The 13,435-nt window shown below is 68.6% G+C and carries 13 protein-coding genes and 1 tRNA gene; 10 read left to right on the top strand and 4 right to left on the bottom strand.

Annotation, left to right across the window (positions count from 1 at the left end):
- Positions 1–57: 57 nt before the first annotated feature.
- From ACE5C1_RS01540 to ACE5C1_RS01525, 4 genes are read left to right on the top strand one after another with little or no spacing between them, the layout of a single operon-like run.
- A complete protein-coding gene (locus ACE5C1_RS01540) occupies positions 58–927 on the top strand; it encodes a YdiY family protein (RefSeq protein ID WP_374942298.1) in 870 nt (289 codons plus the stop codon).
- Between the two features lie 19 nt (positions 928–946).
- Entirely contained in the window at positions 947–2,155 is a 1,209-nt protein-coding gene (locus tag ACE5C1_RS01535) for a hydrolase (RefSeq protein ID WP_374942297.1), read from the top strand.
- Positions 2,152–3,177, top strand: coding sequence for an arginine N-succinyltransferase (locus ACE5C1_RS01530; RefSeq protein WP_374942296.1), 1,026 nt, complete (start codon positions 2,152–2,154; stop codon positions 3,175–3,177). The genes ACE5C1_RS01535 and ACE5C1_RS01530 overlap by 4 nt, the downstream gene beginning before the upstream one ends.
- Positions 3,174–4,424 carry an N-succinylarginine dihydrolase gene (locus ACE5C1_RS01525; RefSeq protein ID WP_374942295.1) on the top strand — a complete coding sequence of 417 codons (1,251 nt, stop codon included), beginning with the start codon at positions 3,174–3,176 and terminating at the stop codon, positions 4,422–4,424. Before ACE5C1_RS01530 ends, ACE5C1_RS01525 begins: the two co-directional genes overlap by 4 nt.
- Here the strand turns inward: ACE5C1_RS01525 and ACE5C1_RS01520 are convergent.
- On the bottom strand, positions 4,408–4,749 hold the full coding sequence (locus tag ACE5C1_RS01520) for a hypothetical protein (protein ID WP_374942294.1): 342 nt from the start codon (positions 4,747–4,749) through the stop codon (positions 4,408–4,410). The two genes, ACE5C1_RS01525 and ACE5C1_RS01520, sit on opposite strands and share 17 nt — an antisense overlap.
- 148 nt (positions 4,750–4,897) lie before the next feature.
- Between ACE5C1_RS01520 and ACE5C1_RS01515 the strand changes: the two genes are divergently transcribed.
- The 4 genes from ACE5C1_RS01515 to ACE5C1_RS01500 are packed head-to-tail and all read left to right on the top strand — an operon-like array spanning position 4,898 to position 8,717.
- Positions 4,898–5,125: a hypothetical protein gene (locus tag ACE5C1_RS01515; protein ID WP_374942293.1), complete on the top strand. Its 228-nt coding sequence runs from the start codon at positions 4,898–4,900 to the stop codon at positions 5,123–5,125.
- A gap of 48 nt (positions 5,126–5,173) precedes the next feature.
- On the top strand, positions 5,174–6,073 hold the full coding sequence (cysD, locus tag ACE5C1_RS01510; protein WP_374942292.1) for a sulfate adenylyltransferase subunit CysD: 900 nt from the start codon (positions 5,174–5,176) through the stop codon (positions 6,071–6,073).
- Entirely contained in the window at positions 6,073–7,986 is a 1,914-nt protein-coding gene (cysN, locus tag ACE5C1_RS01505) for a sulfate adenylyltransferase subunit CysN (protein ID WP_374942291.1), read from the top strand. The genes cysD and cysN overlap by 1 nt, the downstream gene beginning before the upstream one ends.
- Positions 7,983–8,717 carry a 3'(2'),5'-bisphosphate nucleotidase CysQ gene (locus tag ACE5C1_RS01500; RefSeq protein WP_374942290.1) on the top strand — a complete coding sequence of 245 codons (735 nt, stop codon included), beginning with the start codon at positions 7,983–7,985 and terminating at the stop codon, positions 8,715–8,717. Before cysN ends, ACE5C1_RS01500 begins: the two co-directional genes overlap by 4 nt.
- A gap of 136 nt (positions 8,718–8,853) precedes the next feature.
- Here the strand turns inward: ACE5C1_RS01500 and ACE5C1_RS01495 are convergent, their stop codons facing one another.
- Positions 8,854–9,306, bottom strand: coding sequence for an outer membrane protein (locus ACE5C1_RS01495; protein ID WP_374942289.1), 453 nt, complete (start codon positions 9,304–9,306; stop codon positions 8,854–8,856).
- A gap of 15 nt (positions 9,307–9,321) precedes the next feature.
- Here ACE5C1_RS01495 and ACE5C1_RS01490 point away from each other — a divergent pair, with 15 nt between their 5' ends.
- Entirely contained in the window at positions 9,322–10,161 is an 840-nt protein-coding gene (locus tag ACE5C1_RS01490) for a helix-turn-helix transcriptional regulator (protein ID WP_374942288.1), read from the top strand.
- A 21-nt stretch (positions 10,162–10,182) separates the two neighbouring features.
- Here ACE5C1_RS01490 and ACE5C1_RS01485 read toward each other — a convergent pair.
- Positions 10,183–10,259: transfer RNA gene (locus tag ACE5C1_RS01485), tRNA-Arg, on the bottom strand.
- A gap of 97 nt (positions 10,260–10,356) precedes the next feature.
- Between ACE5C1_RS01485 and ACE5C1_RS01480 the strand changes: the two genes are divergently transcribed.
- The gene (locus ACE5C1_RS01480) at positions 10,357–10,854 is read left to right on the top strand and encodes a hypothetical protein (protein WP_374942287.1); all 498 of its coding nucleotides are present in this window, start codon (positions 10,357–10,359) and stop codon (positions 10,852–10,854) included.
- Here ACE5C1_RS01480 and ACE5C1_RS01475 read toward each other — a convergent pair.
- Positions 10,851–13,040 carry a spermidine synthase gene (locus ACE5C1_RS01475; protein ID WP_374942286.1) on the bottom strand — a complete coding sequence of 730 codons (2,190 nt, stop codon included), beginning with the start codon at positions 13,038–13,040 and terminating at the stop codon, positions 10,851–10,853. The genes ACE5C1_RS01480 and ACE5C1_RS01475 overlap by 4 nt on opposite strands.
- Between the last annotated feature and the right edge of the window lie 395 nt (positions 13,041–13,435).

The following is a 13,435-nucleotide window of genomic DNA, read 5'->3' as shown; positions in this document are numbered from 1 at the left end:
TTTTCACAGCGGTTCGACGCCGCTACGGAGGTCGGCGTGCTGCCAATCATCTTACTAATGGCCACGGCGCCCGACCAGACCGCCGCCGGCGCGATGATCCCGGAGAATATCCGCGCGATGCTCGATGCCGCACTTGCGTCGGGCAACGACGGCGACGTCGCCACGATCGTCAAATACGCGCGCTCGGTCGATCCGCTCAGCGGCGACGCGGTGCTGGCGATCGCCGACAGTTGGCGCGCCGATCGCGCCGCCGCGCGCGAGCGCGTGATCCGGCAGGCGAGCTTTCTCAACCTGTGGACCGGCAAGGCCGAGCTCGGCGGCTTCGTCGCGACCGGCAATTCGGACTCGGCGGGCGGCAGCGCGGTGCTCGACGCGACCCGCGAAGGGCTGCAATGGCGGCACAAGTTCCGCGCGCAGGCCGATTTCCAATCGAACCTCGGCGTGACCACGCGCGAACATTATCTCGCCTCCTACGAGCCCAACTACAAGATCGACAACCGCGCCTACGTCTACGGGGCGGCGCAGTACGAGAGCGACCGGTTCCTGGGCTACGACAACCGCGTGTCGCTGTCGGTCGGGACGGGATACAGCGTGCTGAAGTCCGCCGACCTGAAGCTCGACCTCGAACTCGGCCCCGCCTACCGCCACACCGGCTTCACCGACGGTACGCTGCAATCGAGCGTCGCAGGGCGCGGGTCGCTCAACCTGCAAGTGCGGGTGCTGCCCGGTCTCGGGGTGACGCAGACCGCGTCGGCCTATGTCCAGCGCTACAATTCTACGGTCAGCAGCACGTCGGCGCTGCAGGCCAAGCTGCTCGGCCCGCTGTCGGCGCAACTGTCCTATTCGGTGCAATACGAGAGCATGCCGCCGATCGACCGGCAGACGACCGACACGATTAGCCGTGCGGCGCTGGTCTACAGCTTCTGACCCGGTTAGGGTCGCGGCGATGGAGGGGCCGAACACAATCGAACGAGACGCCGTCGCGCATGCCCGCGCCGCGCCGATGCTGGCGCAGGTGGAACGCTGGGCGGCGGTGAACAGCGGCACCCGTAACCTCGACGGGCTAGCGACGATGGCGGGGCTGCTTGCGGATGCCTTCTCCATCCTGCCTGGCGACCTGCGGCTGGTCGAGCCGGCGTCGGCCGAGCAGGTCGGTGCGGACGGCGAGGTCCGCGCGCTCGATCACGGACGCCATCTCCACCTGCGTGTCCGTCCGCATGCGCCGGTGCGGATGCTGTTCACCGGTCACATGGACACCGTATACCCGGCAGACCATGCGTTCCAGACCTGCGCCTGGCGCGACGACGGCGCGCTCGGCGGCCCCGGGGTCGCAGACATGAAGGGCGGCCTCGCGGTCATGCTGGCGGCGCTCGCGGCGGTCGAGGCATCGCCCGGCGCGGCGCACTTCGGCTACGACGTCATCATCAACTCCGACGAGGAGACCGGATCCTTCTCGTCCGCCGCGCTCCTCACCGAAGCGGCCCGCGGCAAGGTAGCGGCGCTCACCTACGAGCCCGCGCTCGCCGACGGCACGCTGGCGGGCGCGCGGGGCGGAACGGGGAACTTTTCGATCGTCGCGCATGGACGCAGTGCACACGCCGGGCGCAATCCCGAGGACGGACGCAATGCCTTGGTCGCCGCCGCCGACGTCGCGGTGCGGCTGGCGAAGGCGGCGGGGCGTGGACTGGCAGTCAACCCGGCGCGGATCGATGGCGGTGGGCCAAACAACGTCGTCCCCGATCTCGCCGTGCTGCGGGTCAACGTCCGTCCGCAGACCGCGGCCGACATCGCGAGAGCGCGGGCGCATATCGATGCCGCAGTGGCGATGGCGGCGGCCGAGCACGACGTCGCCATCACGGTCCACGGCAGCTTCAACCGGCCGCCCAGGCCAATCGACACGCACATGCAACGATTGCTCGACCGCGTTAAGGCAGCAGGCGCCGACCTCGGCATCCCGATCGCCTGGGCCGCTACGGGTGGGGTATGCGACGGCAACACGATCGCGGCCACGGGGGTGCCCGTCGTCGACACGATGGGCGTCCGCGGCGGCGCAATTCATTCGATAGACGAATATATGATTCCCGACAGCCTGGGCGAGCGCGCCGCGCTGTCCGCGGTCACGATCCTGCGCATCGCACGCGAGGGCCGCCCGTGACCTTTCGCATCCGCGCCGCCGGTGTCGACGATCTTCAGCATCTATACGAGATGGCGAAGCTGACCGGCGGCGGCTTCACCAATCTTCCCCCCGACCGTCAGGCGCTGTCCGCCAAGCTGGAGCGCAGCGGGGCCGCGTTCGCGCGCGACGAGACACCGGACGGGGTCATCGCCGACGAACTGTTCGTGCTGATCCTGGAGAATGCGGAGACGCGCGAGGTGCGCGGAACCTGCCAGATTTTCACCCATGTCGGGCAGCAGCACCCGTTCTACAGCTACCGGATCGGCACGCTGACCCAATATAGCGGCGCGTTGAAGCGAACGTTCCGAGCCGAGATGCTGTCGCTCGCAACCGACCTGGAGGGGTCGACCGAGGTCGGCGGGCTGTTCCTGCACCCCGGCGAGCGGGCGGGCGGTCTCGGGCTGCTACTGGCGCGCAGCCGCTATCTGTTCATACGGGCGCACCGCGCGCGCTTTGCCGATCGTATCCTGGCCGAGTTGCGCGGCGTCATCGACGAGGCGGGCGGATCGCCGTTCTGGGACGGGCTGGCGGGGCGGTTCTTCGGGATGAATTTCCAGGACGCCGATCGGTTCAACGCGGTTCATGGGCACCAGTTCATCGCCGACCTGATGCCCAAGCACCCGATCTACACCGCGATGCTGCCCGAACATGCCCGCGCGGCGATCGGGCTGCCCCACCCCTCGGGTCGGGCGGCGATGCGGATGCTGGAGAACGAGGGATTCTCGTTCGAGAATTACGTCGATATCTTCGATGGCGGCCCGACGATGACCGCGCGCACGGATCGCGTCCGCACCGTACGCGAGGCGCAGGATTCGCCGATCGTCGCCATCGACCGCGACGGCGGCGAGGAGGCGATCGTCGCCACGGGACGGCTCGGCGACTTCCGCGCCGCCTACGGCCGCGTGCGCCCGGCGGGCAACGGCATCGTGCTGTCGGTCGAATGCGCCAAGGCGCTCGACCTGGCCGAGGACGACCGCGTGACCTGGGCCTTGCGGGTGTGAGCCTGACGGAGATCAACTTCGACGGCATCGTCGGGCCGACCCACAATTACGCGGGGCTGAGCCCCGGCAATCTGGCGGCCACCAGCAACGCAGGCGCGCCGTCATGGCCGCGTGCGGCGGCGTTGCAGGGTATCGCCAAGATGCGCGCGACCCTGGCGCTCGGGCTGGCACAGGGTATCCTGCTCCCGCACGACCGGCCCGATACGTACTGGCTCGCGGCACTCGGCACCGATGCGGTGCAAGCGGGCGGATTGTGGGCCGCCGCGACATCGGCCTCGGCGATGTGGGCAGCCAACGCGGCCACGGTGTCCCCCGGCGCCGACACCGGCGACGGGCGGTGCCACCTGAGCGTCGCCAATCTGGTCACCATGCCGCACCGCGCGCACGAATGGCCACAAACGCTGACGCAATTGCAGCTCGCCTTCGCGGACACGCGCCATTTCGCGGTGCATGCGCCGGTGCCTGCGCCTTTTGGCGACGAAGGTGCCGCCAATCACATGCGGCTGGCATCGGCCCACGATAAGGCTGGCGTCGAAGTTTTCGTCTATGGCGAGCAGGGCGGCCGCTTTCCCGCGCGCCAGCACCGCATCGCGAGCGAGAGTGTTGCGCGCCGCCACGGGCTCGATCCGGCTGCCACGCTCTTCGTGGAGCAATCCCCGCAGGCGATCGCGGCGGGGGCGTTCCACAACGATGTGGTCGCGGTCGCCAACGAGCGGGTGCTGTTCGCGCACGAGCAGGCGTTCGCGGATCGCGACGGCTTCTACGCCGCGCTCCGCGACCGATTGCCCGAGGCCGAGATCGTCGAGGTCCCCGCCGCCGCCGTCTCGCTGGAGGATGCCATCGCGAGCTATCTGTTCAACGCGCAATTGGTGACGTTGCCCGGCGGAGGCATGGCGCTCGTCCTTCCCACAGAAGCCCAGGCGCATCGGCGGGTATGGCGCTGGCTCGAAGCGCTGGTCGCCGGAAACGGCCCGATCCGCACGCTGGTGCCGGTCGACGTCCGAGAATCGATGGCGAACGGCGGCGGCCCCGCCTGCCTGCGCTTGCGCGTGGTGTGCGATCCGGCAACGGTCGATCCGCGGTTTCTGGTGGACGAGGCCAAGCTCGACCGGATCGCTGAAGTCGTGACGGAGCACTGGCCCGAGCGCGTCGGGCCCGAAGATCATGTCACGCTGGGCGACTGGCCCGCTGCCCGCGCGGCACGGGCGGCGCTCCTCGCAGCGCTCGACCTCAGCGTGTTGACGTAGCCCCGTCCGGGTTGAGCGCACTCTGCGCGATCGACTGGAGTTCCTCGGCGAGTTTCTTCCATTTGCCTTGCTCGATCAGCTCGCCCGCGCTGCGGACCTTCAGGTCGGCGATGCGCTCGAGCGCGGCCGCGAAGCGGTCGCTCGCGCGGCGGGTCGACAGCTCGCCCGTCATCCGCTCCAGGATCTCGGTCAGCTGCTGGAGCGTGCGGACGTTGGTGCCGGCGTGCTCCTCCGCCGCCTTGCCCGATGTCACCTGCTTCAGCACCGTCGTCGCGCTCGCCGCCGTATGGATCAGCGCCTCGACGCTCATGGTTCCCGCCTGCATCCTGAAATCCCCTTGTTCGTCCGCCCGCAGGATAGACGAGAGGGGTTAACAGGCAGTCCAGTGTCGGATTAATTTACGGGTAACCACGATCGCCGGCTCGCGAACGGCGGCTTTCGGCCATTGGCCTGCGCCTTGCTAGGAGTCGCCCATGTTCAGGAACGTCGCCCGGCTGTTCGTCATCAAGACCAAGTTCGAAGCGTTCCTGGTGATCTATGGCCTGGGTACCGGCGCGATCGAGCGTGGTGTCCACTATTTGCAGCAATATCCCGGCTGGGGCGGGTACCTGCTGTTCGCCGCCTGCCCGGTCGCGGTGTTCATGGCGGGTGCGCGCATCCTCGATTCGATCGAGCGCGAACGCCGCGACTTCATCCCCTGACAGGATAATTTGGTCGCGTCGGCGCGGCATGGGCCTATCTGAAATGCCATGCGTGCGCTTACCCATCTCCAGCGGCTCGAAGCCGAAAGTATCCACATCCTGCGCGAGGTCGTCGCGGAGGCGCAGGCGCCGGTGATGCTGTATTCGGTAGGCAAGGATTCGGCGGTGATGCTGCACCTGGCCAAGAAGGCGTTCTTTCCCGCGCCTCCGCCCTTCCCGCTCCTCCATGTCGATACCACGTGGAAGTTCCGCGCCATGTACGACCTGCGCGAGAAGGCTGCGGCGGACGCGGGCATGGAACTGATCGTCCACCGCAATCCCGAGGCGCAAGCGGCGGGGATCAACCCGTTCGATCACGGCGCGCGGCATACCGACATGTGGAAGACCGAGGGGCTCAAGCAGGCGCTGACCGCGGGCGGCTATGACGCGGCGTTCGGCGGTGCGCGGCGCGACGAGGAAAAGTCCCGCGCGAAGGAGCGCATCTTTTCCTTCCGCTCCGCCGCGCACGGATGGGACCCCAAGGCGCAGCGGCCCGAATTGTGGCGGCTGTACAATGCGCGAATCTCCAAGGGCGAGAGCATCCGCGTGTTTCCGCTGTCGAACTGGACCGAGCTCGACATCTGGCAGTACATCCTGGCCGAGGGGATCGAGATCGTGCCGCTGTACTTCGCCGCGCCGCGCCCGACGGTCGAGCGGGACGGCATGCTGCTGATGGTCGACGACGAGCGGTTCCGCTTGCTGCCGGGCGAGGCACCGGTCGAGCGGTCGATCCGTTTCCGCACGCTCGGCTGCTATCCGCTGACCGGCGCCGTGGAGAGCGAGGCGGCGACGCTATCGGCGATCATCCAGGAAATGCTGCTGACGACCACCAGCGAACGCCAGGGCCGCGCGATCGACCACGATCAGGCCGCGAGTATGGAGAAGAAGAAGCGCGAGGGGTATTTCTGATGAACGCCTATACCCCGGACGCGCTCGTTGCCGCGGACATCGATGCTTATCTCGACGCCCACGCGCACAAGTCGATGTTGCGGTTCATCACTTGTGGGTCGGTGGACGACGGCAAGTCGACGCTGATCGGCCGGCTGCTCTACGATTCGAAGCAGATTTTCGAGGATCAATTGTCGGCACTCGAAGCCGATTCGAAGCGCGTCGGTACCCAAGGCCAGGATATCGACTTCGCGCTGCTGGTCGACGGCCTTGCCGCCGAGCGCGAGCAGGGCATCACGATCGATGTGGCCTATCGCTTCTTTTCGACCGACCGGCGCAAGTTCATCGTCGCCGACACGCCGGGGCACGAACAATATACCCGCAACATGGTCACCGGCGCGTCGACCGCCGACCTCGCGGTGATCCTGATCGACGCGCGCAAGGGCGTGCTGACCCAGACGCGGCGGCACAGCTACCTCGCGCACCTCGTCGGCATCCGCGAGATCGTGCTGGCGGTGAACAAGATGGACCTCGTCGGCCATGACGAAGCGACGTTCGACGCCATCGTCGCCGACTATCGCGCCTTCGCCGGGTCGATCGGGATCGACCGGTTCGTCGCCATCCCGCTGTCCGGGCTGACCGGCGCCAACGTCGCCGAGGCGAGCGCCGAGATGCGCTGGTATGACGGGCCCACGCTGCTCGACCATCTGGAAACTGTTCCGGTCGATGCGGACCGCGCCGCCGCGCGACCGTTCCGGCTGCCGGTGCAATGGGTTAACCGCCCGGACCTCGACTTCCGGGGCTTTGCGGGGATGATCGCGAGCGGGACGGTACGGCCCGGCGATGCGGTACGTGTCGTGCCGTCGGGGCGAACGACCACGGTCAAGCGGATCGTCGCGATGGGCGGCGACCGGGGCCAAGCGCAGGCGGGCGAGTCGGTGACGCTGATGCTGGCGGACGAGGTGGATTGCTCGCGCGGCGACGTGATCGCGGCCGCCGACTCGCCGCCACAGGCCGCCGATCAATTCTCGGCGACGCTCGTCTGGCTGTCCGACGCGCCGCTCGTTCCTGGCCGTGCGTATCAACTGAAACTCGGCTCCCAGAGCGTCGGCGCGACCGTCCAGCCGCCGGGGCACGTCGTCGATGTCAACACCCAGGCGGAGCTTTCGGCCAAGACGCTGGAGCTGAACGATATCGGCGTCGCGGAGGTCTATACCGACCGCGCGATCGTCTTCGAGCCGTATGACGAGGGTGCCGACCTTGGCGGGTTCATCCTGATCGACCGCGCGACCAACGCCACGGTCGCGGCGGGCATGGTCCGCTTCGCGCTGCGGCGCGCGCAAAACGTTCACTGGCAGGCGATCGACGTGACGCGCGAGGCGCATGCCGCGCAGAAGGGTCAGCGGCCCAAGGTCCTGTGGTTCACCGGGCTGTCGGGGGCGGGCAAGTCGACGATCGCCAATCTGGTCGAGAAGAAGCTGCACGCGCTCGGCCGCCACAGCTTCCTGCTCGATGGCGACAACGTCCGCCACGGCCTCAACCGCGATCTGGGCTTCACCGAGGCCGACCGGGTCGAGAACATCCGCCGGGTCGGCGAAGTCGCCAGGCTGATGACCGATGCCGGGCTGATCGTGCTGACCGCCTTCATCTCCCCCTTTCGCGCCGAGCGCGACCTGGTGCGCGCGATGCTGCCCGAGGGCGAGTTCGTCGAGATCTTCGTCGCTACGCCGCTGGCCGATGCCGAGGCGCGCGACGTCAAGGGGCTGTACGGCAAGGCCCGCGCCGGGCAGCTGGCCAATTTCACCGGCATCGACAGCCCGTACGAAGCGCCGCTCGCCCCCGAAATCCGCATCGACACGCGCGCCGAGACCCCGCAAGCCGCCGCCGAGCGGATCGTCGAGCATGTCGTCGGCATCTGGAGCCCCGATCTGTGAACGACACCGAACTCGCGCGGGCGGTGGCGCAGGAAGCCGGTGCGTTGCTGCTGGCGATCCGCGGCGAAGGCGGGACCGGGCGCGCGCTGGGCGACCGCGGCGATGCGGAGGCCAATGCGCTGATCCTTGAGCGGCTGCGCGCGGCGCGACCGGACGATTTCGTCCTCTCCGAAGAATCGGTCGACGATCGCGCACGCTGCGCCGCCAGCCGGGTGTGGATCGTCGATCCGCTCGACGGCACCCGCGAATATGCCGAGGGGCTCGACGATTGGGCGGTCCACATCGGCCTCGCGGTTGATGGCCGTCCGCTGGTCGGCGCGGTGGCGGTGCCGGCGATGGGCAGGGTGTTCGCGACCGACGACCCGGTTCGTCCGCGCGGGCCCTGCGCGCCGCTGACCATCGCGGTCAGCCGCACGCGTGCGCCCGAGATCGCGCGCTGCACCGCGCAGGCGATGGGCGCGGCGATGCTGGCGATGGGTTCGGCGGGTGCAAAGGCGATGGCGGTCGTCGACGGCCGCGCCGACGCCTACCTCCACGACGGCGGGCAGTACGAGTGGGACAATTGCGCGCCCGCCGCCGTCGCGATTGCCGCGGGACTGCATGCCTCGCGGATCGACGGCAGCCCGCTGGTCTACAATTGCGAGAACCCGCTGCTCCCCGACCTGCTGATCTGCCGGCGCGCGATCGCGGACGAGATGCTGGCGGCGATCGCTGCATCGCGGTGCGGCTGAACGCGTCGGCCGCCGTGCACCGGAGTCGGCTCAGGACGTCACCTGCACCGTCTGCGTGCCGATCGGCGTGGCCGGATCTGGGCGAGCCTGGGCAATTTGATCCACGAGGCGCACGACCGATCGGCTCCTGGCGCGGTCAGAAGCGCAGGCCGAGGCCGGCCAGCCCCTGGTGGCGGCTGACACCCTGGTCGTAATTGGTGTAGCGGTACTCCGCCTTGCCGAAGAGTTTGCGCGAAAGGTCGGTGGAAAGACCCACGCCGACGCGGACCCCGTTCAGCGTCTCGTGATCCGACTCTTTGATGCCACCGCCGCGATAGCGCGCCTCGACCCGCGCATTGGCATAGCCCAGCGTTCCATAGGCGACGGTCGAGCCCGTCAGCGCCCTACCCAGCCGCAGGCTGATCGCGGAATCGCGCTTTGCCGCCACACAGGCCCGGTCGCCCGCGAGGATCAGGCCCGTTTCGCAAGCCCGGTTGGCGCTCGCGTCCAGATCGACCTGAAGCCCCAGCAGCATCGCCTTGCGGGTGATGTCGTATGCCAGCGTCAGGCCGTAGGTCACGCCCTGCCGCGAGTCGCCGTCGCTCTCCACGTCGTCGAGGCCGACATGGATATCCCCGCGAAGCTGTGCCGTCGCGGTAACGGGGGCGAGTCCCGTCCCGGCGATGGTGCCGGCCGGCTCGTCCTGTCCGAGCTCCCGCGCGGCGACAGTCCGGTGGTGTGCACGACACGGTGCCTCAACGTCGTGCTCGACGGGGTGGAGCGCTATGCGATCAACGGCCGCGTCTTCACCGTCAAGGCCGGCGAGTTCATCCTGGTCGAGGGCGGCACGACCGCACATGCGACGCTGCCCCTGCGGCAGATCACGCGAGGCCTGTGCATCTACCTGCCCGATGCGCCAGGGGAGAGCTCGGCTTCGCCGTTGGGCGAAGCCTTCCAGCTGACGCCTGCCGGGAGCGGCTTCAGCCGGCGATTGCAGGCGATCGGAACCCACCTCGTCCAGCACCCCGAACAGGGCGCAGCGATCGCCGATACGTTGGTACACCAAGTGGCGGTGGGACTGGAGAGACTGACCGCCGAATTGGCGCCGAAGCTGATGAGGATCGAGGCGGCCCGGCCCGCGACCCGCCGCGAGTTGCTTCAGAAGATGGAGCGGGTGCGGCATTTCCTTCATGACCAGACCGGCCGCGCGGTGCCACTTCCCGAGCTTGCCCAAGTCGCTGCGATGTCGCCCTTTCACCTGGCGCGGACCTTTCGTGCGGTCCATGGTTCACCGCCGGCCGAATACCATCGGCGTTTACGGGTCGAACTCGCCGCACGCGAGATGTCGGTTCGCGACGTATCGATCGGCGAGTTGGCGGCGCGCTACGGCTTTGCGGACGCCAGCAGCTTTTCCCGGGCGTATCGCCGCATCGTCGGGTGCAGTCCGAAAGCACCGGCTACGTGAGATCACGATAAAACGGGAAAATGGTGCGCCCGGAGCGATTCGAACGCCCGGCCCTCAGATTCGTAGTCTGATGCTCTATCCAGCTGAGCTACGGGCGCACATCGGAGGGGCGCTATTAGCAGGCGCGGCGGATGGCGCAACCCTTTGCACGGCATTTTCTTGCGTGGCCCCGCTGCCCCACCTAGACCGCGGCCGATGACCCGTTCCGCTCTTGCCGCCGTCCTCATGCTCGCACTCGCCGGATGCGCGACCGGCGAAGGCGCATACCCGTCGCTGGCGCCACGCGGCGTCGAAAAGCAGGGGTTCGGCGAGCCGGACACGGCGGTGGCGGTCGCGGCGCCCGACCCTGCGCTCGATGCGCGGCTGGCGCCGCTCGCCGCGCGGCTCGACGCCGTCGCCAAGGGCTTCGCGAGCGATGCGGCGGCGGCGGAGCGCAACGCGGTTGCCGCGAAGGGCAAACCGGCGGGTAGCGAGGCGTGGCTCACCGCGCAGACCGCGCTGGCGTCGCTCGACGACTGGCGCGCGCAGACGTCGGCGCTGGCAACCGACATCGAGCAGATCGGCATCGAGCGCGGGGCGGCGCTGGCCCCCGACTATCCGGCGCTGACCGCCCTCGGCGCGCGCGCGGATGCCGAAGCGGCGCGGCAAAGCGGGACGATCGCCCGGCTCCAAGCGATGCTCGCACCCGCCTAGAAACCTTTGAGCAACGGCAGGATCGTCGAATAATCGTCGGTCCAGCCGACGAACCCGGCGCGGCCGCGCAGCGGCGCCCAATCGGGGTCGCCCTGTGTCAACGCCGCCATCGTACGCGGGTCCCGGGTGAGCGCGATCCACAGCGACGCCGATGGCTTGCCGGGTGTCTCCGGCGCTGGGCGGTAGTCGAGCCGCCGCGCCTGCCAGCCACCGGCTCGCGCCGCGGCATCGACCACGGGCTCCAGATCGAGGAACCGGTTGGAGATGTGGACCATGAGCACGCCCCCGGGGGCCAGCACCCGCGCATAGGTCGCGAACGCCTCGCGCGTCATCAGGTGCATCGGCACCGCATCGGACGAAAAGGCATCGAGCGCGAGCAGGTCGAGGCTTGCGGACGGCTCCTGCGCGAGACGCAGCCGGGCGTCGCCGAGGCGGATCGAGGGCGCCGGCAGGCAGCGCGCGAGATAGGTGAACTGCCCCGAATCGCGCGCGATGCGGACGACAGCGGGATCGATCTCGTAGAAACGCCAGTGTTGGCCTGGTCGAGCATAGCAGGCAAGCGTTCCCGTCCCCAGGCCGACGACCCCGACCCGAGCGGTGGCGGATAGCCGCAGCATCGCGCGGCCGACGCCCGAGCGCGGTGCGTAATAGGTCGTCGGCGTGCGTTCGCGCGCGGGCGAGCCCCGCAACTGGATGCCGTGTACCGTCGTGCCGTGATCGAGCTCGCGCATCGCCGCGTCGCCGCGGACCGTGTAGACCCCGAAATAGCTCCGCGTCCGCGCGTCACCGGCATAGGACAAGGCGAGCGAGCGATAGCCGCCGAACAGTATCAGCGCGCTCGCCAGCAGCACGACATAGGGCAACCGTGCGCCGATGGTGGCAATGCCGACCAGCGCTACGACCAGGAAGGTGAGCCCCAGATGGTCCTCGCCGAACAGATCGGCGGGGCCCCAGGCGCGCAGGCCGATCAGCAGCGCGATCGCGAAGATCACCGTGGCGAACGCTGCTGGCCGGGCGGTGAACCAGATGTCGCGGACCGGGGCGAGCAGGAAGGTCTGCGGCACCAGCACCCCGGCCGCCAGGATCAGCAGCGGATATTCGTAAGTCCAGTCGAAGACCACCGGCGCGACCAGCCCCGCGAACACCCCGCCGAGCACGCCACCGACCGACATGGCGAGGTAGAAACCGGTCAGCCGGTCGGCATCGGGCCGCCTGCGATAGAGTGCGGTGTGGAGCGCGGTCGCCGCCATGAACAGCAGCAGCAACGCAATGGCGGCATTGAAATAGGGCAGCGCCTGATAGCCGCCGATCATCACCCCGCCAAACAGCAGGATCGTCACCGGCGCGATCCGGGTGATGAGGTCGGCGGCGGCACGGTTCTGCGCAAAGGCGACCGAAAAGCTCAGCAGGTAGAGCCCGAGCGGCAACACCCACAGCAGCGGCATCGCGACGATGTCGGTCGTGAGATACGTCGAGGTCGCCAGCATCAGGCCCGAGGGGACCAGTGCCAGCGCGATCCACTTGGCGACCCGCGCGCGGCCTGCGGGCGGACTGGTATAGGCGACATGCTCGGCCTTGACGCCGCGCGGCAGCAACGTGGCGCAAGCGATCACCAGCGCGCCCAGCACGACGTAGCCGCCGCTCCACAACAGGCTCTGCGCGTGCAGCGCCATCGTCGGCTCGACGATCAGCGGATAGGCGATCAGCCCGGCGAAGCTGCCGAGGTTCGACGCGGCATACAGCGCATACGGATCGCGCCCGCCGCTCGCCACCGCATACCAGCGCTGGATCAGCGGCGCCTGCGCGGACACCGCGAAGAACAGCGGCCCGATCGAAAGCCCCAGCAGCCATGGCACCCACAAGGCGGGCGAGGCATCGGCGGGAAGCTGGGTCGCGGCGAGCCCGATCGGCAGCCACAAGGCGGCGCACGCGAGCACCCCGACGTGGATCGCCGCCTGCACCCGCGGCGGCACGCGCCCGAGCCAATGCGCATAGGCATAGCCGCCGAGCAGCAGCGCCTGGTACACCAGCATCGCCGAATTCCACACCGCGGGCGCGCCGCCGAGCCGCGGCAACGCCATCCGTGCGACCATCGGCTGGACCAGGAACAGCAGGAACGATCCGCCGAGAATGGTCGCGACGAAGAGGGCGCGACTCGCGCGGCCGGTCGATATGGGCGTGCTCACCGGGCGCCGACCTGCGCGATGGGGTGGGTCGCGATAGGCGGCATGGTCATCGTCCGCGGGCGGAGCACCGCCCCAAATGTTGGAGATTTCGAGCGACGTGACACACATGTCACGCCAGTTCGGCAATTGCATGTCGAGAGCAGGACATAATGTTGCGCGAAACTGCAAGCGGCCCGATCCCGTTCGGGCAGCTTCAGCAAGCCGTAATCTGCTTGGTTCAGGATGAAGCTCGTGACGCGTTCCTTGATCCTCCCCCGCAACGGAGAGGATTGTTCCATCTGGTCGGGACAGACTTCCGCCCGGACACGGCGACGTCGGGGCAGAGACGCGTCGCAAGCGGGGGTCGGTGGGGAGATCGGCAACAGGTTTGTCATCGGCGCCTCGCTAGACGGCTC

This window comes from Sphingomonas sp. (assembly GCF_964263785.1).
GTDB lineage: Bacteria > Pseudomonadota > Alphaproteobacteria > Sphingomonadales > Sphingomonadaceae > Sphingomonas.
Note: the sequence above shows the minus strand (reverse complement) of the source record. Positions and strands in the feature narration are given on the sequence as shown.

Excerpts from the sequence above, each read along its gene's own strand:
- ACE5C1_RS01540 (WP_374942298.1), top strand. The coding sequence starts at position 58 with ATGGCCACGGCGCCCGACCAGACCGCCGCCGGCGCGATGATCCCGGAG.
- ACE5C1_RS01535 (WP_374942297.1), top strand. The coding sequence starts at position 947 with ATGGAGGGGCCGAACACAATCGAACGAGACGCCGTCGCGCATGCCCGC.
- ACE5C1_RS01520 (WP_374942294.1), bottom strand. The coding sequence starts at position 4,749 with ATGCAGGCGGGAACCATGAGCGTCGAGGCGCTGATCCATACGGCGGCG.
- ACE5C1_RS01515 (WP_374942293.1), top strand. The coding sequence starts at position 4,898 with ATGTTCAGGAACGTCGCCCGGCTGTTCGTCATCAAGACCAAGTTCGAA.
- cysD (WP_374942292.1), top strand. The coding sequence starts at position 5,174 with ATGCGTGCGCTTACCCATCTCCAGCGGCTCGAAGCCGAAAGTATCCAC.
- cysN (WP_374942291.1), top strand. The coding sequence starts at position 6,073 with ATGAACGCCTATACCCCGGACGCGCTCGTTGCCGCGGACATCGATGCT.
- ACE5C1_RS01490 (WP_374942288.1), top strand. The coding sequence starts at position 9,322 with ATGGATATCCCCGCGAAGCTGTGCCGTCGCGGTAACGGGGGCGAGTCC.
- ACE5C1_RS01480 (WP_374942287.1), top strand. The coding sequence starts at position 10,357 with ATGACCCGTTCCGCTCTTGCCGCCGTCCTCATGCTCGCACTCGCCGGA.